General features: G+C 71.7%; 18 protein-coding genes and 1 tRNA gene. 9 read left to right on the top strand and 10 right to left on the bottom strand.

Annotated features, from left to right (window positions below; translation table 11 throughout):
* Nucleotides 1–248: 248 nt before the first annotated feature.
* Entirely contained in the window at nt 249–800 is a 552-nt protein-coding gene (locus tag AB0B01_RS29230; protein WP_361725439.1) for a CAP domain-containing protein, read from the top strand.
* Nucleotides 801–817: 17 nt separating this feature from the next.
* Here AB0B01_RS29230 and AB0B01_RS29225 read toward each other — a convergent pair whose 3' ends face one another.
* Both AB0B01_RS29225 and AB0B01_RS29220 read right to left on the bottom strand, forming a co-directional pair.
* Nucleotides 818–1,018, bottom strand: coding sequence for a hypothetical protein (locus tag AB0B01_RS29225; RefSeq protein WP_361725436.1), 201 nt, complete (start codon nt 1,016–1,018; stop codon nt 818–820).
* A gap of 746 nt (nt 1,019–1,764) precedes the next feature.
* On the bottom strand, nt 1,765–2,358 hold the full coding sequence (locus AB0B01_RS29220) for a TMEM165/GDT1 family protein (protein ID WP_361725433.1): 594 nt from the start codon (nt 2,356–2,358) through the stop codon (nt 1,765–1,767).
* A 589-nt stretch (nt 2,359–2,947) separates the two neighbouring features.
* Here AB0B01_RS29220 and AB0B01_RS29215 point away from each other — a divergent pair.
* From AB0B01_RS29215 to AB0B01_RS29200, 4 genes are all read left to right on the top strand, one after another.
* On the top strand, nt 2,948–3,592 hold the full coding sequence (locus tag AB0B01_RS29215) for an HNH endonuclease family protein (protein WP_361725445.1): 645 nt from the start codon (nt 2,948–2,950) through the stop codon (nt 3,590–3,592).
* A 231-nt stretch (nt 3,593–3,823) separates the two neighbouring features.
* Nucleotides 3,824–5,500: an alkaline phosphatase D family protein gene (locus tag AB0B01_RS29210; RefSeq protein WP_361725430.1), complete on the top strand. Its 1,677-nt coding sequence runs from the start codon at nt 3,824–3,826 to the stop codon at nt 5,498–5,500.
* 147 nt (nt 5,501–5,647) lie between these two features.
* Nucleotides 5,648–6,280, top strand: coding sequence for a VTT domain-containing protein (locus tag AB0B01_RS29205; RefSeq protein ID WP_361725427.1), 633 nt, complete (start codon nt 5,648–5,650; stop codon nt 6,278–6,280).
* Nucleotides 6,281–6,437: 157 nt separating this feature from the next.
* Nucleotides 6,438–6,920: a hypothetical protein gene (locus AB0B01_RS29200; protein ID WP_361725424.1), complete on the top strand. Its 483-nt coding sequence runs from the start codon at nt 6,438–6,440 to the stop codon at nt 6,918–6,920.
* Here the strand turns inward: AB0B01_RS29200 and AB0B01_RS29195 are convergent.
* From AB0B01_RS29195 to AB0B01_RS29185, 3 genes are all read right to left on the bottom strand, one after another.
* Nucleotides 6,894–7,136 (bottom strand): DUF2277 domain-containing protein, encoded by a 243-nt coding sequence (locus AB0B01_RS29195; RefSeq protein WP_361725421.1) that lies wholly within the window; start codon nt 7,134–7,136, stop codon nt 6,894–6,896. The two genes, AB0B01_RS29200 and AB0B01_RS29195, sit on opposite strands and share 27 nt — an antisense overlap.
* A gap of 15 nt (nt 7,137–7,151) precedes the next feature.
* The gene (locus AB0B01_RS29190; protein WP_361725418.1) at nt 7,152–7,766 is read right to left on the bottom strand and encodes a hypothetical protein; all 615 of its coding nucleotides are present in this window, start codon (nt 7,764–7,766) and stop codon (nt 7,152–7,154) included.
* A gap of 429 nt (nt 7,767–8,195) precedes the next feature.
* Nucleotides 8,196–8,270, bottom strand: a tRNA-Val gene (locus AB0B01_RS29185).
* Nucleotides 8,271–8,375: 105 nt separating this feature from the next.
* Here AB0B01_RS29185 and AB0B01_RS29180 point away from each other — a divergent pair.
* From AB0B01_RS29180 to AB0B01_RS29170, 3 genes are all read left to right on the top strand, one after another.
* Nucleotides 8,376–9,620 carry a hypothetical protein gene (locus tag AB0B01_RS29180; protein ID WP_361725415.1) on the top strand — a complete coding sequence of 415 codons (1,245 nt, stop codon included), beginning with the start codon at nt 8,376–8,378 and terminating at the stop codon, nt 9,618–9,620.
* Nucleotides 9,621–10,019: 399 nt separating this feature from the next.
* Entirely contained in the window at nt 10,020–10,601 is a 582-nt protein-coding gene (locus tag AB0B01_RS29175; protein ID WP_361725442.1) for a DUF4383 domain-containing protein, read from the top strand.
* A gap of 9 nt (nt 10,602–10,610) precedes the next feature.
* Nucleotides 10,611–10,814 carry a zinc ribbon domain-containing protein gene (locus AB0B01_RS29170; RefSeq protein ID WP_361725412.1) on the top strand — a complete coding sequence of 68 codons (204 nt, stop codon included), beginning with the start codon at nt 10,611–10,613 and terminating at the stop codon, nt 10,812–10,814.
* Nucleotides 10,815–10,854: 40 nt separating this feature from the next.
* Here the strand turns inward: AB0B01_RS29170 and AB0B01_RS29165 are convergent, their stop codons facing one another.
* The 4 genes from AB0B01_RS29165 to AB0B01_RS29150 are packed head-to-tail and all read right to left on the bottom strand — an operon-like array spanning nt 10,855 to nt 16,185.
* On the bottom strand, nt 10,855–11,514 hold the full coding sequence (locus AB0B01_RS29165; RefSeq protein WP_361725409.1) for an O-methyltransferase: 660 nt from the start codon (nt 11,512–11,514) through the stop codon (nt 10,855–10,857).
* Nucleotides 11,511–12,332 (bottom strand): HAD family hydrolase, encoded by an 822-nt coding sequence (locus tag AB0B01_RS29160; RefSeq protein WP_361725406.1) that lies wholly within the window; start codon nt 12,330–12,332, stop codon nt 11,511–11,513. The genes AB0B01_RS29165 and AB0B01_RS29160 overlap by 4 nt, the downstream gene beginning before the upstream one ends.
* Nucleotides 12,329–15,013, bottom strand: coding sequence for a phosphoribosyltransferase (locus AB0B01_RS29155; RefSeq protein ID WP_361725403.1), 2,685 nt, complete (start codon nt 15,011–15,013; stop codon nt 12,329–12,331). Before AB0B01_RS29155 ends, AB0B01_RS29160 begins: the two co-directional genes overlap by 4 nt.
* Nucleotides 15,010–16,185, bottom strand: coding sequence for an HpcH/HpaI aldolase/citrate lyase family protein (locus AB0B01_RS29150; RefSeq protein WP_361725400.1), 1,176 nt, complete (start codon nt 16,183–16,185; stop codon nt 15,010–15,012). The genes AB0B01_RS29155 and AB0B01_RS29150 overlap by 4 nt, the downstream gene beginning before the upstream one ends.
* Before the next feature lie 194 nt (nt 16,186–16,379).
* Here AB0B01_RS29150 and AB0B01_RS29145 point away from each other — a divergent pair, with 194 nt between their 5' ends.
* The gene (locus AB0B01_RS29145) at nt 16,380–17,192 is read left to right on the top strand and encodes a TerD family protein (protein ID WP_361725397.1); all 813 of its coding nucleotides are present in this window, start codon (nt 16,380–16,382) and stop codon (nt 17,190–17,192) included.
* Between the two features lie 14 nt (nt 17,193–17,206).
* On the opposite strand, the gene AB0B01_RS29140 is transcribed toward AB0B01_RS29145, so the two are convergent.
* Entirely contained in the window at nt 17,207–17,947 is a 741-nt protein-coding gene (locus tag AB0B01_RS29140; protein ID WP_361725394.1) for a Tellurium resistance, read from the bottom strand.
* Between the last annotated feature and the right edge of the window lie 177 nt (nt 17,948–18,124).

Below are 18,124 nucleotides of genomic sequence, written 5' to 3'. Positions count from 1 at the left end.
TCGGCATAGCGTCCGACGGCCGTCTGGGGTCGCTCATTGCCGCGGCAGATCGCTACACAGCCGGTCTCGGCTTGGCGTCCGCGGCCCGTCTGGGGCTGGGAACAGGCATTGAGTGACGGCCCGGATGCGACCCGATGTACCAGGTGGCAGCCTGGGAGGGACTGTCCGTCTTCGCGGGAGGTGTTCTCTCCGTGAGAAGCAAAGTTTCCCTCAGAAGAACGGCATTGACCTTCGCTGCAGCCGGAGTTATGGCCGCCACACTCGCGCCGGGAACGTCACCGGCCGTGGCGTTGAGTTGTGACACCGCGGCCGCCAATCGGGCGCCGAGCAGCGGCAATGACGTTCAGGTGAACGACGTAGTGGTCTGTCTCATCAATGCCGAGCGGGCGCGGCGCGGGTTGCCGCTCCTCACCGTGAATCAGAGTCTGACGAAAGCTGCGCAGCAACACGCCGCCGCAGCCGTCCAGCTGAAGTGGTGGGGCCCCAACAAGGATTCCCACACCAACCCGCAGACCGGTTCCACACCGCAGAGCCGCATCATGGCTGCCGGGTACTGCCCCAATCCACGGTCATGGGCCGTAAATGAGATCACCTATACCGGTTGGGGCGGTTCGGGAACCCCCAAGGCTGCGGTCAACTGGTGGGTGAATATCAGCACGTGGGGCCACCGTCAGATAGTTCTCGATCCCAACCTGCGCGACATCGGCCGGGCAGCCCTGCCGGGTGCCGCGGACCGAAGTGGAGCCGGGGCGAGCGGCGCCGGAACCTACGTCGTGACCTTCGGTCGCTGCCAACAGTGACGGCGGCCCCGGGGCCGTCAGGCCGGCTGCTTCACGCAGGTGCCGACCACGTAGCCGGTAACTCCGTACTTCGTCACCTTGACCCAACGTGTGCTGATGATGCCGCACTTGGTGTATGAGCCGCCGTAGTACATCTGGCAGGGCGACGTCGCCCTCTCGCCCTTGTTGAGCTGGGCGAGGGCCGTCCCGTTGACGCTCATCCGATCACGTATCACCACGGTCTCAAGGGCCAGCGCAGTGCAGCTCGCTGCGGACGCGTTCGTCTGCGCGATGGCGGGACTGCCGGTGATCAATGTGCCCCCAACCAAGGCGGCGGACACCACGGACGCACCCAGGATCCGACGTGCGCGCATATTTGAACTCCCTTTTCGGCAACTACGGGCATGCCGCCCGCTGCGGTCAAAGGCAGCCTAGATCCCTCCCCGCCCCGGACGACCGCCGGACGCCAGTCGAGATCAACTGTGTAGCGCTCTGTCGCGGATACGAGCGACCCCAGACGGCCGTCGGACGCTATGCCGGGCGAAGCGCGTAGCGATTTGACGCGATGGTGGGCTGGATGGCCCCGATGCCCATCTCGTTGGCGCCGACTGCGGCTTGACCCGGCCTGGGCTCGGGAAGAGGGGATCTATCGGCCCCGGATGGGGACATGGCGGCGGGAACCGGCCCGCCCCTCACCGACGGGCCCGCTCCTGGACTCTCACCCCCCGGCCATTCCCCGGGGGCTTCCCGGCAGTCTGTTGTCTTTCCGGGGCGGGCGGGCAGTCAAGGGTGGCCGAAGGCCATCGCGAAGCGACGCGACGACGAGGAACGAGGAGGAGCGCCCTTGACGGGCCGGACCGGCACGGAAGGACAACAGACTGCCGGGACGCCCCCGAACCCCACCGACCCCGAGTGCGGGCATCCCGACCCCCGAAGCCCCACCCCACCCCACCCCGCCCCGCCTTGCCCGGCCCCGTACGCCACCTCAGCCCGCAATAGCCTCGTACAGCGAGAACCCGGCCAGCGCCACCATCACGCATGCCGCGACCTTGGTGATCAGGCGCAGCGGCACGTACTTCATGAGGGTGCGCCCGCCCAGGATGCCGATTCCCGCGACCGCCCACAGGGCGAGGACGGCGCCGATGCCGACGGAGAGGGGGTTGTCGTAGCGGGCGGCGAGGTTGGCGGTCATGATCTGGGTCAGGTCACCGAATTCTGCCACCAGGATCAGCATGAAGCCTGCGCCGGAGACCTTCCAGAAGGACTGGTCGGCGGGGGCCTTGACGTGTTCCTCCTCGTCGCTCTTCTTGAGCAGCAGCATGGCCGCTCCGGCGAGGAACAGGGTTCCGACGACAGCCTGGACCAGCCGGTGCGGGAGCAGGGTGAGGACGCTGCCGGCGGCGATGGCGAGGACGACGTGGATGGCAAAGGCGGCGGCGACTCCGGCAAAGACGTACGAGGCGCGGTAGCGGGTGCCGAGCATCAGGCCGGCGAGGGCGGTCTTGTCAGGGAGCTCGGCAAGGAAGACGACGCCGAAGGCGATGGCCGTGACGGTGATGCTGAAGCTGGTGCTGAGCACGGGGTGGAACCTCGATCGGTCGGGCAGGGCGCCATCGGTACCGAGAGACCTGGGGTGTTTCAGGGGTCGCTTCGGCTGGGCGGCGCCCTGACGGTGCCCACGCGCCCCGACGCGTGGACGGGTGCACATGAACCTGGGACAGGACACTGCGGCCGAAGGTCTCGCTGGCAGCCCGCCTGGGCGGTCTGCCTCCGGGCGCCGGCTGGGGTGACCCAGCAGTATGTCGACGGTCCGGCGAAGAGCTACTCCCCTTCTGCTCCCCACAGGGTACGCGACGTCGACGCGCGCCCGAAATAGGCCAAAGGTCCCGCTGCCCGCTCCACCACACCCCACCGCCCACCGCCCGGGCCGCACCACTCTCCCTCAGCAAAAGCGCCTCCGTACGCACCACCCCACCCCCGGAATCCCAACCTCCGCCAATGCGGGGCCGCTCATCCATCCTCAGCCCTGACGTGCGCATGCCATCCAGCTGTAACCTGACGCCCGCCCCCGCGCAATCCGGGGCCGCCACCATGGCTGCGCCCCGCCGGGGCTGACCCACCCAACCCCCGCATCCAGGGAGCCCCCACTCATGGCCCTCACGGCTCGCATATCCTCCGTCTACGCGCGTCGAATTGGCGTGCTCGCGTCAGCAGCGGCGCTCGCCGCCCTCACCTCCCTCGTGAGCGCACCCGCCGCCCAGGCCTCCCCGCCCACCCCGATCAGCGCCGCGGCCGCGCGCTCCTACCTGGCCACCGTCACCCCGCAGGCTGAAGGCTCGACCAGCGGCTACAGTCGAAGCCTCTTCCCCCACTGGTCCACCGTCTCCGGCACCTGCAACACCCGCGAGACCGTCCTGAAGCGCGACGGCGTCAACGTCGCCGTGGACTCCAGCTGTGCGGCTGTCAGCGGAAGCTGGTACTCCGAGTACGACGGTGCGACCTGGACCGTCGCCGCCGACCTCGACATCGACCACGTCGTCCCGCTCGTCGAGGCCTGGCGCTCCGGAGCGAGCTCCTGGACCACCAGCAAGCGCCAGCAGTTCGCCAATGACCTCACCCGACCCCAGCTCATCGCGGTCACCGACAACGTCAACCAGGCCAAGGGCGACCAAGACCCGGGCAAGTGGCTGCCGTCGCGCACCGCCTACCGCTGTACGTACGCCCGCATGTGGGTCGAGGTGAAGCAGTACTGGGGTCTGAGCATGGACTCCGGCGAGAAGTCGGCCCTGGTCAACATCCTCAACGGCTGCTGACGGCGGCACTCCCCGAGCACCCCGGGCAGCGGGCCCCGGGCCACCGGGCGCCGAAGGGGAAGGCGGCAGGCGGCAGGAACCCCCCTCCCCCTCACCCTCCCCCACCGCCGCACATCCACCCCACCCATCGCCTCCCCCACGCGGGCGTGTGCTATCCCCCACCAGGGGGAGGCCAGGCTCCCTCTCCTCGTCGTACCGTGATCGAAGCGGCTACGGAGGAGGGGGAGTTCGATGGCCGGATTGCGTCTGGGGCCACTGCTGCGTTACGTCGACTGGGACACGGGCGGTTCGGCCACGATCTGGGTCGAGGCCGATCGCCCGTGCACGGCCGAGGTGCGCTGCGCCGACGGGGCCGGTGGCAGTGTGCTTACGTTCCAGATAGAGGGGCACCACTATGCGCTGGTGCCGGTGACCGGCCTGACTCCGGGGGCCACGACGGCGTACGAGGTGCTGCTCGACGGCCACCGCGTCTGGCCCCTGCCGGGCAGTGCCTTCCCACCGAGCGTGATCACCACCCCGGCCGTCGCGGCGCCCGGGCGGCCGGCTCCTGCCCTGCGGGTGACCTTCGGCTCCTGTCGGCAGGCCGCGCCGCCCGCCGACCGGCGGGGTCCGCACGGCCCCGATGCGCTCGACACCCTCGCGGCGCGGCTGGCAGCCGATCCGGAGGCGGTCCGGCCGGACGTGGTGCTTCTGCTGGGCGACCAGGTCTACGCGGACCATCTGTCGCGGGAGACCCGGCGGTGGCTCGCGGCGCGGCGGGATCTGCGTGAGCCTCCGGGTGCGCAGGTGGCGGACTTTGAGGAGTACACCCGGTTGTACTACGAGTCCTGGCTCGACCCGGAGATCCGCTGGCTTCTGTCCACCGTCCCCAGCCTGCAGATATTCGACGATCACGATGTCGTGGACGACTGGAACACCAGTGCTGCGTGGTTGGCGGAGATGCGGGCGACGCCGTGGTGGCGGGAGCGGGTGCTCAGTGGGCTGATGTCGTACTGGGTGTATCAGCACCTGGGCAATCTCTCGCCGGCCGAGCTCGCCGCGGACGCCGTGTACGAGCGGGTCTGCACGGCTCCGGACGGTACGGATGCGCTGCGGGCCTTCGCGGCCGCGGCGGATGCCGATCCGAGTTCGGTGCGCTGGAGTTACCGCCGTGACTTCGGCCGTTCGCGGTTGCTGATGGTGGATACGCGGGCGGCGCGGGTCTTGGCCGAGGAGGGGCGGGCGATGCTCGACCCGGCGGAGCAGCAGTGGCTGCGGGAGAATGCGCTGGCGGGTCACGGCGGGTACGACCATTTGCTGATCGGGTCCTCGCTGCCGTGGTTGATGCCGCCGCTGATCCATGATGCGGAGGTGTGGAATGCGGCGCTGTGTCGTGGTGATCGGGGGCCTCGCTGGGAGCGGATCGGGGAGGATCTGCGCCGGCGCAGCGATCTGGAGCACTGGGCGGCGTTCCCGGCCTCGTTCGCGGCGCTCAGTGATCTGATCGAGGAGGTGGGGACGGGTCCTCGGGCGCCGGCGACGGTGTGCGTGCTGTCGGGGGATGTCCATCACGCGTATGTGGCCGAGCCCCGAATACCCAGCACGGCCCGGGTGTTCCAGTTGACGTGCTCGCCGGTGCACAACTCGGTGCATACGGTGGTGAAGTGGGGGTTTCGGCTGGGCTGGTCGCGGGTGGGGCGCTGGCTGGGGCGCGGGTTCTCCCGGCACGGGCGAACGGGTCGGCCGCCGTTGAGCTGGCGGCGTACGGGTGGGCCGTGGTTCGGAAACCAGTTGATGACGCTGGCCTTGACGGGCCGCACGGCCCGGCTGCAGCTTGAGCAGGCTCACCCCGCGGGTAGGAGGCACAAGGGGGCCCGGCTGGTCACGGTGCTGGATCGGGATCTGACGGCGGCGGATTCGGCGACCTGACACACCGTGGGCTCCCCAGGGGCACCTGGGCGACGGGGGCGCCAACGCCAGGCGTACGCTGTATGGCTGTCAAGCCGCCCCTGCCGCTCCCCCGCGACGTCGCGGCGCTTCACGCGGAAGCACGTCAACCGGACTGGGGAGTCCCGTTTGTTTGAGAGTCTGGGGTCGCTGACCACGAGCCCATGGATTTACGCCGTGGTGGCGCTGTCCGTCGTGCTCGACGTCTTCCTTCCGGTGCTGCCGAGCGGGGTGCTGGTGATCACGGCTGCGGCGGCTGCAGCGGCTGCCGGGGCGGCGGGGCCGGTGCCCGTGCCGGGGCCCGAGCAGGTGCCGGACATCCTTGCCCTCCTGGTGATCGCCACGACCTCTTCGGTGCTGGGTGACATGGCCGCGTTTCGGCTGGGCCGGCGGGGCGGGGCGCGGCTTGACCGGGCCATCGCCCGTTCGCGCCGGCTGACCCGCGCCCAGGAGCGTCTGGGCACGGCCCTGGCCCGGGGCGGTGGGGCACTGGTGGTGATCGCCCGCTTCGCCCCGGCCGGTCGCTCGGTGGTCTCGCTGGGCGCGGGCAAGACGCACCGCAAGGTCATGGAGTTCCTGCCGTGGTCGGTGCTGGCGGGAATGGCCTGGGCCGGTTACAGCGTGGCCCTCGGATACTTCGGCACCCAGTGGCTCGGCGCCGCCTGGCTGGGCACGGCGGTCTCGGTTCTCGCCCTGTTCGCCGCGGGCGCTCTGGCCGCCTTCCTGGTCCGCCGTCCCACCCCGACGGCCGTCCGGGCGTAGCGGGCTCCCCCGGGCGGAGCAACGGCTCACCCGTTCACCCGGTCCCGATCGCCGCCGCGTGCCGGGGCTCCTAGCGTCCGAAGTACGGTGCGCTGCCGAATCCGCGTCACATCCGTGGCCGGGCCGCGCCTTTTCGAGGAGCCGAGGAGTTCTCTCCATGCCCGCGACACGTTCCGCTCAGCTGATGAGGGCTGTGGCCGCGGCCGCGGTCATTGCCGCCGCCGCTCCCGCCACCGCCGCGTACGCCTTCCCCTCCGCCAGTGTCTCCCCCACCGTCGTCGCCCCGGGCGGCCGGGTCAGCCTGAACCTCTCGGGCTGCGGGACCAGCATCGGCAGGGCCTCGTCCAGTGCGTTCGGCGAAGCCCGGCTGACTCCCGGCAACCTGCAGAGCGGCATCCTCTTCGGCGCGACCACGGTCTACCGCGACGTCAGCCCGGGCTCCTACAACGTGACCTTCGAATGCGGCGGTGGCGAGCGGGTCACCGTCTCCCTCCAGGTCTCGTCAGGGGCGGCGCGCGGCGGCCTGGGCGGCAGCACCCGCGCGATGAACACGGGGCAGATCGCGGTGGGCGGCGCCCTCGTCGCGGGCGCCGTCGGCGCGGGCATCTGGGTGCTACGCCGCCGCGCCCGCGCGAGCTGATGACGCTGCGCCTCTGATCTGGAGGCCGTCGAGGAGGTCGCGGGTGGCCTCCGCGACGGCGTCCACCGCCGCGTCGAAGACTTCCCGGTTGTGCGCGGCCGGCGCGTGGAATCCGGAGACCTTCCGTACGTACTGGAGCGCTGCGGCGCGGATGTCCTCCTCCGTGGCCTTTTCGGGGAGGGCGGGCGGGCGCAGGGTCTTAATGGAACGGCACATACCCCCACTATCCCGCTACTGGGGCAGCTCGGCCCCGGACAGCTTCATGATCAGGCCGGCTTGCAGGCGCGCCCGCAGCTGGGGGTCGGCGACCTCGTCGAGCAACGCGACGGCCTGCCGCAGGGCGGCGGCGGCCCGCCGGTCCTCGCGCAGGGAGGCGGTCTGCGCGGCCATGTGCCGCAGGGCGACATCGGCGCGCCGGTGGAAGAGGTGCCCGACGACCGTGACGACCAGCCCGACCGAGCTGGTCACGACCCCGAGGTACAGGTCCCCGGTGCTTTCGGCTTTCCACACGGCCAGGGCCACCCCGAGCAGCAGTATGGTGGCGCCCACTCCGGCGAACCGCTGGCTGGTCGCGAAGCTGCTGCGTGCCTGGGTCAGCCCGTAGGCGTAGTACTCGACGAGCACGGAGGTGAAGTCGGCGCCGCTCTCCTCCCGCCCGGCCGGTATTCCGCCGACGTCGGCGTACTTCGGATCCTCCGCCTCCTCCGGCCCGGCAACCTGCGCGAGCAGCCGCGCCCGCTCCGCATCACGCCGTCGCTCGAACGCCGCCGCGGCCCCCCTCTCCAGTACGACCAGCACCCCGGCGACCCCCAGGACCGCCCCGCCCACCGCGAGCCACTCGCCCATCCCCCGACCATCCCACGCCCCGCCCCACCCCGAAACCCCCACGCACGACCACCGCATAGGCGGCGATCAACGCGTCGGCTCACTCCTCGTCGCTGCGCTCCAGGACCAACCCGACGGACGCCTCCTCCAGCCCGTTGCCGCGCGCGTGAGCCCGGCCGCCGCGCCGGCCTTGGGACGGGCATTGCTGAAGTCGCCGGCTCGGCGGGCGGGTTCGCCACACCGGACCGGCGCAGACGATCAATGCTGATCTGCCGGCCGGCGCCCCCGGCAAGGACGCAGGCGATCGCCCTGGCGGGTCACGCAGCGGGGGCGGTGTGGCGGATCGACCGGGTGCTCGGCCTGAGGGGCGAGCGGCCCTGAGCGTGCTCGGTGATGTCGGATGGGGGATGTCAAAGGCCCCCCGCCGACGATCGGCGGGGGGCCTTTGGCTGGTGGGCGCGGACGGTTTCGAACCGCCGACATCTGCTTTGTAAGAGCAGCGCTCTACCCCTGAGCTACGCACCCGTGGATGAGTGGACAGCCTACATGGCGGGCACACCCCCCACGCAAACCCGTTCCCGTGGGGGAGAATGGATCAGGGCATGGCGGACGCGGTACGGGAGAGGGATTGTGACAACGGCATCCCGGCGGTGGTTCGGTGGGCGGGACGAGAGTCGGCGGGCCGATGCGCAGGCGGCGAAGGATGCCGCCGCCGCCGCGTTCTACGAGTTGGACACCGCGCAGCGCGATCTGCGGATCTCCATCGAGACCATCGCGGCGGCCGACGGGTCGCCCGCGGCGCGGGAAGCCGGGCAGGGGTTCGCCGCGCTCGGGCAGCGGATCGACCAGGTCAGCCAGGTGTACATCGAGGCCGTCGACGCCCATGACCTGGACCGGCCCGAGCTGGAGGGTTCCGTCGCCGCGCGGGCGCGGGAGCAGCTGACGCGGGCGCGGGACGAGCTCGTACGGGTCAAGGCGGAGCTGGACCGGTTCGCGCAGGGGTTGCAGCCGCTGCTGGACAAGGCCGAGACGCAGCTGGCCCGGGTGGCGCCCGCGCGGGAGCGGGCCAGGGCGGCGCTGCTGGCCGCGAGTACGGCGCTGGACGACGTCCGCGGCAAGGGGATGCGGGCCGATGACCTGGCGGCCCGGCTGGCTGCGCTCGGGCCGGAGCTGACCCGGCTGAACCAGGGCGCCGCGCAGCACGGCGTGCAGGAGACCGTCCAGCGCGCGGACCGGATCCTGCGCGACGCGGAGGCGATACGGGCGGAGGCCGCGCGGCTGCCGGAGCGGGCGGCGGAGATCGACCGGCGGCTGGTGAGCCTGCGGACGCGGACGCAGGCGCTGCGCAACCGGGCGGACCGGGTCGATCCGGTGCTCAGTGAGCTGCGCCGGCGGTTCAGCGCCGCGTGCTGGCAGGACCTGCAGCAGGTGCCGGACGAGGCGGTACGGGACCTGGCGCGGGCCGAGGAGCAGTTGCGGGAGGCCGCCCGGGCCCGCGAGGAGCAGCGGTGGGCGGACGTGGCGGCGCTGATCGAGGCGGTCCGGGTGTCGTTGGACGCGACCGACGAGGCGGTGTCGGCTGCGCAGGACCGGCTGGCGCGGCTGGAGGCGGTGGAGCGGGATCCGCAGGCGGAGGTGCAGCGGACGCGGTTCGCGATCCGGGATGCGCAGCGGCTGGCGATGGAGGGGCGCAGCGTCCCTGATCCGCGGCATGCGCGGCCGCTGGACGAGGCGGTGACCCGGATGGAGCGGGCCTTGGGCGGGCTGGAGGGGCGGCATCCGGACTACTGGCATTTCCTCCAGGAGATGGAGGAGGTCCGGGCGGCCGTGGGCCGGGTGGTGGCGGACATGCGGGGCCGGCGCGCCGTCGGGTGAGGCCCGAAGCCGCAGGCGGGCTGCCGGGGGCCGAGCTGCATGCCGGGCCGGAGTTGTCCGGGGGTGGGCATCGGCGGATGCTGGAGGTCCGGGAACGGAGCAGAGGAGGGCGGTATGGCTGCCCACACTTTCCACCTGCCTCGTGTGCTGCACAGGCCTCGCGCCTCCCGCGTGCCGCAGGTGCCACCCGTACCGCATGAGCACGATCACGATCACGATCACGATCATGGGCATGGGCATGGGCATGAGCACGGCCACGCCCCTTCTCATGGCCATGAGTCCTACGCACCTCATGCGCTCTACGGGTGCCACGAGCCCCATGAGTCCTATGCGCCGTACGTGGCCCACGAGCCGTATCCGACCCACGCGCCCCCGCCCGGCCCCGGGGCGCTGCAACGCATGATGAACCCGGTCAATGCCCGGCTGGACGAGCATCTGCCCGCCGATCACAAGCTCAGCAAGGTGTACCGGGTCGGCGCCGGATTGACCGGGCTGCTGCTGGTCGCCTTCGGCATCCTGGGGCTCGTCGACCAGATCGGGTTCTTCGACACCGGCGGTGACACGGTGCTCGCGCTGAACACCAACGGTGCGCTCAGTGTCCTGTCGATCTGTATCGGGGGGCTGCTGTTCGTCGGGATGGTGATCGGCGGGACCTTCGCCTCCACCCTGAACATCGTGCTGGGGGTGGCGTTCATCCTGAGCGGGTTCGTCAATCTCGCCCTGCTGGACAGCGGTTTCAACTTCCTGGCGTTCCACATCCAGAACGTGCTGTTCAGCTTTGTCGTCGGCGTGATGCTGATGTGGTTCGGGATGTACGGGCGGGTGGGCAGTGCGCTGCCGCACGACAATCCGTACTGGCGTGCCCGTCACCCGGAGCAGGCCGCGCAGGAGGACCGGATCCGGGCCGGGGGCAGGATCGGCGGGCAGACCGGCGGACGGGCGGGTGGTGGCAGGCTTCAGCCCGGCCGTCCGGCTCGGTAGCCTTGGCCCATGCCTCGTTACGAATTCCGCTGCCGGACCTGCGAAGACACCTTCGAGGTCAGTCGGCCCATGGCCGAGTCGTCCGCGCCCGCCGACTGCCCCGCCGGGCACGCCGACACCGTCAAGCTGTTGTCCGCGGTGGCCGTCGGCGGTACGAGCAGCGCCCCCGCCCCCGCCGGCGGCGGGTGCTGCGGCGGAGGCGGCTGCTGCTAGCCGGTGCTGACCGCAGCCCGCTGCGGTCAGCGGTAAGCGGTCAGCGCTTGCGCGAGAGGGTCAGGCCGTCCGAGATGCCCAGGAGCACGGATTCCATCCGGCCGTCCGCCACCACGTGGTCGTTGAAGGCCTGGACGCCCGCCGCCGAGGGGCGCGGGTCCGGGTCCAGGACGCTCCCGTGGAAGAGAGTGTTGTCCGTGACGATCAGACCGCCCTGGCGCATCCGCGGAACCAGTTCCTCCCAGTAGGCGATCTGGCTCTCCTTGTCCGCGTCCAGGTAGGCCATGTCGATGTGCGGCTCCGCGGGCATCGCGCGCAGCGTCTCCAGGGCCGGGGCGATCCGCAGGTCGATGCGGTCGGCGACGCCCGCCGCCTCCCAGGCGGCGCGGCCGTAGGCCGTCCACTCCTCCGAGATGTCGCAGGCGATCAGCGTGCCGTCGGCCGGGAGGGCCTGGGCCATCGAGAGGGCGGAGAAGCCCGTGAAGGTGCCGACCTCCACGATGTGCCGGGCGCCGGTCAGTCGGACCAGGAAGGCCAGCAGCGGACCCTGCTCCTCCGCCGACTGCATGCCGGCGACGTCCGGGAACTTGGCGTCCGTGGTCTCCATCAGCCCCCGCTGGTGTGCGTCCAGCGGCGGGTTGTGCGCCAGCATGTAGGCGTACAACTCATCAGTCATCTTTGTCGTGTTGCCTTTGCTCATGCGTTCAGTCTCGCAACTGCGCCGCCGAAGCGCCGGAGGATTTCCTCACCCGCGAGGACGCCCACTTCCTCCAGTGCCGTCACGCCCTGCGCGCCCCACCCGGCGTCCGCCAGTTCGCCGTGGCCGGGGCGCCATGCGGCGTCCGCGGCGAGCAGCAGGTCCGCGTCGAGCAGGGAGTCGCCGGCGGCGAGGGTCGTCGTGGCTCCCGTACGGCGGGCCACCTCGTGCATGGCCGCGCTCTTGGTCAGCGGCCGCGGGACGGCGTAGATCTTGCGGCCTTGGAGGGAGACGGTCCAGCCGCGTGCCTCGGCCCATTCCGCCAGGGTCTTGATCCACTCTGCGGGGACCAGGGCGCGCTCGACGACGAGGTAGGCGAAGAGGTCCTCCGCCACCCGGGCCTTGCGCAGCCATGCCGGGTCGGCCGTGGCCAGCAGGTGTCCGTGGACCTCCTCCAGCGGAGCGCATTCCTCGGCCAGGCGCGCGGCGACCTGCCGCCGCCAGTCGCGGTCCGGTACGCCGTCCACCAGCAGCTGGCCCCCGTTGGCGCAGATCGCGTACGGGGCGGGGCGGCCGGGGAAGCGGATGCGCTGGTACTGCTTGCGGGTGCGGGTGGTGGTGGGGACGAAGACCACCACCGGGTCGGCGGTCAGTCCGGCCAGCAGCTGCGCGGCCGTCTCGGTCATGTAGGACAGCGGCTTGCTCTCGTGCACCTCGACGCACAGCAGGCGCGGGGCCGCGGTGTCGGGCATGCTGAGGCCCAGCGCCGCCGTCGAGTAGATGAGCGTGCGGTCGAGGTCGCTGGCTACGAGGACGGTCACTTGGAGGCCACGGCCTTTCCGTCGGCGCCGGTCGCGCCGCGCGTGAAGCGGGGGTGGATGAGTCCCACGCACGTGTAGGGCAGTCCGTCGACCTCTTCCACGGGCACGCCGCGCTGCTGCGCGAGGAGGCGTACGTGGTCCAGGTCGGGTCCGGCGCCGCGCTGGGCCAGGATCTTCCACGGCACTCGCCGCAGCAGCACCCGCGTCGTCTCGCCGACGCCGGGCTTGACCAGGTTCACGTCGTGGATGCCGTACTCCTCGCTGATGCGCTCCACCGCCGCCCAGCCCTCCCAGGTGGGGGCCCGGTCGGCTGCGAGCAGCTCCTTGACCTCGGCGTCGACGGCATCGGCCACCTCGTCGAAGCGGGCGGCGACGGTGTCGACGAAGTCGACGGAGACGTCGGCGGCGGCGAGTTCGCGGTAGAACTTCGCGCCGTGGAAGTCGGCGGGGCCGACCAGGTCGGACCTGAGCACAGTACGCGAAATGAGGCCGGAGACGGTGGAATTGAGGCAGGCGGAGGGGATCAGGAAGTCCTCGCGGGTGCCGTAGGTGCGCACGCAGGAGCCCGGGTCGGCGAGAACGACGATCTCCGGGTCGAAGCCGGGGAACGCGCCCAAGGCGTCGCGCAGTTCGCGCGTGATCGCACCCTTTCCGGTCCAGCCGTCGACGAAGACGACGTCGGCCGGGTCGTGGTGGGCGGCCAGCCAGCGCAGCGCGTTGGCGTCGATGCCGCGTCCGCGCACGATGGAGACGGCGTAGTGCGGCAGGTCCAGGCCGTGCCGTGAGCGGGCCCAGCGGCGCATCAACACGCCGACGGGGGTGCCGGCGCGGGCCAGGGAGACCAGGACGGGGGACGGGGAGCGTTCGGCGAGGACGGTCTCGGTGACCGTGCCGACGGCCCGGGCGATCCGGGCGGCCGAGGCGCTCAGCGCGCTGCGGTAGAGCTCCTGGTACTGGGCCGAGGGCTGGTACTCGACGGGCAGCGACTCCGCGTAGTGGGCGCCGCCGGCCTGGATGGCTTCCTCGCGTTCCTCGGTCGGTGCCTCCAGCGGCACGTCGGAGAGGTCCTGGAGCAGCCAGCCGACGTCCTCGGCTGCGTACGAGGAGAAGGCGGGGCCGCGCAGGGGCTCGGGCATGGTCGGCTCCTGCCGGGGGTCGGTGGTGGTGCGGGGGCCGGACGGGCCGGGGGTGTACGAGGGGACGACGGCGAGCAGGACCCGGCGGGTGTGCGGGGCCAGGCGGGCGAGGAGGCCGTCGGGGGCGTGCAGTGCGGGGGTGTCGCCGTGGCTGTCGACGACGGCGATGACGGTGTCGAAGCCGGCTCCGGCCACGTTGTACGCGTACCGGTCGTCGGAGCCGCCGGCGGTGGGGGTCCCGCCGGCGGTGGCCGGTGGAGTGTCGTGGGCGGGGAAGACCAGGCGGGTGCGGATGGCGTAGCCGGGGTCGTCGACGGCGAGCACGGGCGAGCGGGTGGTGGTCGAGAAGCGGACCTCGTCGGCCGCACCGGAGTCCTCCAGGGCCTGCGCGAGGCGCAGCGGCGCGTACATCAGCTCCTCGTTGCCGAGTACGAGGACCCGCCCGGGCGCCGTGTCGAGCGCGTCGGTGAGCTGCCGGGCCAGGATGGGCAGGGCCGCTTCGAGGCGGGCGCGGTGGGCGGGGGTGAAGCCGTGCCGGCCGCCGTCCGGGAGCCCGGCGGGCCAGTCCAGGGAGACCCGTTCCACGGGCGTGCGCGGGGCGGCGGCTGCGGCTGCGGAGGCCGTGGAGGCGGCGGCGGCGGAGGCGGCCACCTGCGCTTCGTGGCTTTCGACCAGGGCCTGTCCGGCGGCGAGGACGCCCTCGGGGAGGTGCACCGTGCCGCGGGCCAGGGCCAGCAGGTCGACGCGGGCGCCGACCTCGGCGGCGAAGGCGGCGAGCCGGTCCCGGTCGGCCTCCGCGCGCATGTCTACGAGGGCGACGATCACGTAGCGGCTGCGGGGGTGGCGGGCGTGCAGGTCGCGGATGGTGTTCAGGACCGTGTTGCCGGTGGAGAACTCGTCGTCGACGAGGACCAGCGGTCCGTCACCCGCCAGCAGCTTGGGGTCCTCGGGAAGCAGCAGGTGGGAGGTGGCGTGCGAGTGGGCCTCCTCGAATCCGCCTGCGGGCTCCACGCCCGGGACGGGGCGGCGGGTGGAGTGCAGATAGGGGGCCGTGCCGAGGCCGTCGGCCACGCAGTGTCCGAGCCCGGTCGCGGTCTCGGCGTATCCGAGGACGACGGCGTCGGCGGCCTCGTCGCCGAGCAGTTCCCGGACCCGCTCCCCGAGTCCGTATCCGGCGGCGTAGACGGTGCGCGGTGACTGCGGGACGTGCTTGCCGAGGACCTGTGAGACCAGGAGGTGGACCCGCTTGGGGTTGCGGCGCAGGGCCAGCCCGAGCAGGTCGGTGAGCCGCGGCGGTGCCCCGCCCGCGGCGGCCGCGCCTTCGGGCTCAACGCCGGCCGCGCCGACGGGCTCCGCAGCGGCCGCGCCCGCCGGCTCCGGCGCCGCTGCGGCAGGGGCAGCCGCAGCGGCTCCCTGCGCGGCACGCGCGTCGAGGGCCTCGGCCTCCTGCAGGCGTACGCCCAGCCGGTCCGCGACCCAGGTTCCCGACCACACCGCTTCGATCGTCTTGCCTCTCTGCTCGGGGGATGCCACGGGCCCGCTCACGTCTGGAGCCCGGCGGCGAGGAGGTCGACGAAGCCGACCTCTTCCTTGGCCACGCCGAAGACCTCGGCGCGCAGCATGGTGCGCTCGGCCCAGGCCCGGTGCGGCTTCACCTCGTTCATCTTGTTCGTGTAGGCGGAGCGCATGACTCCGCCGCCTCCGCGCTCGGGGCGCAGGATGTCCTGGGCGTCGCTGAACTCCTCGTGGGAGACGACCGACAGCGCGTGGACGGGGGTGACGTGGGCGGGGTGGATGCAGGTCTTGCCCAGCAGTCCGTTGGCCCGGTCGAGCTCGACCTCGCGCAGGAGCCCGTCCAGGTCGTGTTCGATCAGCGCGGTGCGCAGTTCCTCGGCGCCTTCCTCCAGGAAGGGGCTGCGGCGCAGCTGCGGCTTGAAGAGTCGCTGCTGGTGGCGGAAGTACTCCCAGACGGGTCCGGTGACCGTGAAGCCGGTGCCGTCGGCGCGGCTGAGCACGTTCACCACGTCGGCGATCACTCCGGCGACGATCTGGACGTCGTAGGCCGTCATGTCGGGGGTGCGGCGCAGTCCGTACACGGAGCAGAAGTCGGTGACGCCGAGCCGCAGGGCGAGCACCCGCTCGCGGTGGCGGTTGACCGTGCGGGAGATGCCGGCGAGGGCATCGACGCGGGTTTCGAGGTGGAGGAGGTCGGGAGTCTCCAGGACGGGCATCGCATACAGCCGGTGCTGCCCGCTGCGCTCCTCTGCCTGGGCCAGGGCGTCGAGGAAGGCGGTTCCGCCGTGTTCGGTGAACTTGGGCAGTACGAATCCGGCCAGTCGGCGGGCGGACGCACCGAGGCGGTCCAGCAGGTCGGGTATCTGCTCGGGGGTGCGGACCCGGATGAAGAGGAGGGGGAGCTCCCGGCCCGCGCCGGCGTCGGCGTCGAGGGCGGCGAACTGGCGCACGAGGTTCTGCTCGGCGCCCGCCACGTCGGCGTCACTGATCGAATCCTCCAGGCAGATCACCATGGAGACGACTCCGCGGCCGGCCTGCTTGTGGACGTCGGCGGCGAGGTGGGGGCGGGTGGCCGGGCTGTAGAGGGTGGCACCGAGGGCAGCGGCGAGGATGCGGGCCGGCGAGGCGGCGGTGAACTCGGCCGGCTCCTGGTGGAAGAGGTCCTTACGGACCGCGGGCGATATGTGCCCAAAGTGACGCATGTGCTTCCCCCGTACTGCTTCGGCGGCCCGACTGGCGTGGCCGGTAATAGTACGTACGAATATGAGTCAAGAGTTCCTCAAGCACATGAAGTTCAGGTAACCCTCTTGCACCATGCCCAGCTCTTTCCCCCAGGACAAGGCCCTACGGGGGGCCGCGTTGTTCCGCGGCACCCCGGGAGGGCAGGATGACGGGCATGACGCACGCGATGCAGAAGGGCTCGAACATCCCCGTGGCCGCCGTGGCGGTCAGGGCGGTGCTGCGGTGGACCGGCGGCCCCGAGGTCCCGGACGTCGATGCCTCGGCCCTGCTCGTGGGCCCGGACGGACGGGTGCGCTCGGACGAGGACTTCGTGTTCTACAACCAGCCCCGGCACCCCTCGGGGGCGGTGTGGCGGCTCGGCAAGAAGCAGATCGGCGACGCGGTCACCGACGCCGTGCAGGCGGACCTGCGGGCCGTTCCCGCGGCGGTGGACCGCGTCCTCGTGGTCGCCTCCGCCGAGGACGTCCCCTTCCAGCGGGTCCAGGACCTGCGGATCCTGCTGTACGACGCCACGGCGACCGGCGGCTCGGAGCCGCTGGCCTTCTTCGACGTGCGGCCCGAGACGGGCGCCGAGACCGCCCTGATCTGCGGAGAGCTGTACCGGCGCGGCGAGGGCTGGAAGTTCCGGGCACTGGGTGAGGGCTACTCCGACGGGCTGGTGGGCCTGGCCACCGACCACGGGATCTCCGTGGACGAGAACGCCGCCGAGAACGCTGCCGAGGCCGCGCAGAACGCCGAGCGGGCCCCCGGCTCCGGGACGGCCTCCACCGCCGGGCCGACCGCCGAGCAGACGGCCGCGATGCGCCCGCCGACCCCGACCGGCCCGCTCGCGCCGCCGACGCAGGCCCCTCCGGCCGTACAGCCGGCCTACGGGTACCCGCAGCCGGTGTCCCCGGCGCCGGTGCCGGGTCAGGGCGGCGACGCCTTCCGGCTGCCGGTGCAGGGACCGCAGTTCATCCGCCGCTGACCGGCGCCGAGCGGTCAGCTCTTGGCGGTCTTGTAACCCCGCCCCCACTGGAGTCCCCACCCGTACAGCCGGTCCAGCTCCGCCTGGAAGCCGTACACGAACTTCACCTCGCGGCGCACGATCAGCTCGCCCCTGACGTGCTCCAGGGAGAGCACGGCGCAGGAGCGGGCCTGCGGGTGGCGCTCCTCCAGCGGAATCTCGATGCGCGGCCCGGTGATCGGGTAGAGGGTGACCATGGCGTGGGTCCGGTCGAAGGCCGGAGTCTGGTCGTAGATGTAGACGAAGATCAGCAGTCGTTTGATCTCGTCGGCGTGGTCGAGGTTGACGAAGACCGTCTCCCCGGAGGGCGCCCCGAAGCGGTCGTCGCCGCTGAGCTTCACGTACGGCGGGCTGTTGATGTCGCCGTGCAGGTTGCCCAGGGGCTGGACGACGCCCCGGGTACCGTCGGCGAGCTCGTAGAGGCAGCCGATGTCGAGGTCGACGTTGACCATGCCCTGGGTGTGCGCCTGCACCATGTCGGGCTTGAACAGCTTGAACGGGTGCCGCAGGAGCCGGCCGCTGCCTGATCCGGGGCCGCCGATGTCGGAGGTGCGCATCCGCCAGGACAGGTTGACCCGCAGGTTTCCGTGGACCGCGCCCTGTTTGGTGAGGGAGACGGTCGGATGTCGTTTGGTGAGCTCGATCGCGTTCGACGAGGCGTTGCCCGAGTCGAACTGCAGCGCCCGGCTGCCCCGGATGCCGTCGAAGAATCCCATCCCCTGTTTCCCCCTGATCCCCTGGTCCCCTGAACCCCTGTGTGACGCGGACGGGGCGGCCCGCCGGGTGTGGACCCGGCGGCATCGCCGCCCGCGCGCTGCTCGGCATCGGCGGTGCGATGATCATGCCTGCCACGCTGTCGATCCAGCGCCAGGTCTTCCCCGACCGGCGCGAGC

Origin of the sequence: Streptomyces sp. NPDC044571 (assembly GCF_040647115.1) — a bacterium.
In the GTDB taxonomy this organism is placed as follows: domain Bacteria; phylum Actinomycetota; class Actinomycetes; order Streptomycetales; family Streptomycetaceae; genus Streptomyces.
The sequence above is the reverse complement of the archived record's forward strand: the minus strand, read 5'-3'. Positions and strand labels throughout refer to the sequence as shown.

Coding starts and splice junctions, on each gene's coding strand:
- AB0B01_RS29230 (WP_361725439.1), top strand. CDS start 249: ATGGCCGCCACACTCGCGCCGGGAACGTCACCGGCCGTGGCGTTGAGT.
- AB0B01_RS29210 (WP_361725430.1), top strand. CDS start 3,824: ATGGCCGGATTGCGTCTGGGGCCACTGCTGCGTTACGTCGACTGGGAC.
- AB0B01_RS29200 (WP_361725424.1), top strand. CDS start 6,438: ATGCCCGCGACACGTTCCGCTCAGCTGATGAGGGCTGTGGCCGCGGCC.
- AB0B01_RS29195 (WP_361725421.1), bottom strand. CDS start 7,136: ATGTGCCGTTCCATTAAGACCCTGCGCCCGCCCGCCCTCCCCGAAAAG.
- AB0B01_RS29190 (WP_361725418.1), bottom strand. CDS start 7,766: ATGGGCGAGTGGCTCGCGGTGGGCGGGGCGGTCCTGGGGGTCGCCGGG.
- AB0B01_RS29175 (WP_361725442.1), top strand. CDS start 10,020: ATGATGAACCCGGTCAATGCCCGGCTGGACGAGCATCTGCCCGCCGAT.
- AB0B01_RS29170 (WP_361725412.1), top strand. CDS start 10,611: ATGCCTCGTTACGAATTCCGCTGCCGGACCTGCGAAGACACCTTCGAG.
- AB0B01_RS29165 (WP_361725409.1), bottom strand. CDS start 11,514: ATGAGCAAAGGCAACACGACAAAGATGACTGATGAGTTGTACGCCTAC.
- AB0B01_RS29150 (WP_361725400.1), bottom strand. CDS start 16,185: ATGCGTCACTTTGGGCACATATCGCCCGCGGTCCGTAAGGACCTCTTC.
- AB0B01_RS29145 (WP_361725397.1), top strand. CDS start 16,380: ATGACGCACGCGATGCAGAAGGGCTCGAACATCCCCGTGGCCGCCGTG.
- AB0B01_RS29140 (WP_361725394.1), bottom strand. CDS start 17,947: ATGGGATTCTTCGACGGCATCCGGGGCAGCCGGGCGCTGCAGTTCGAC.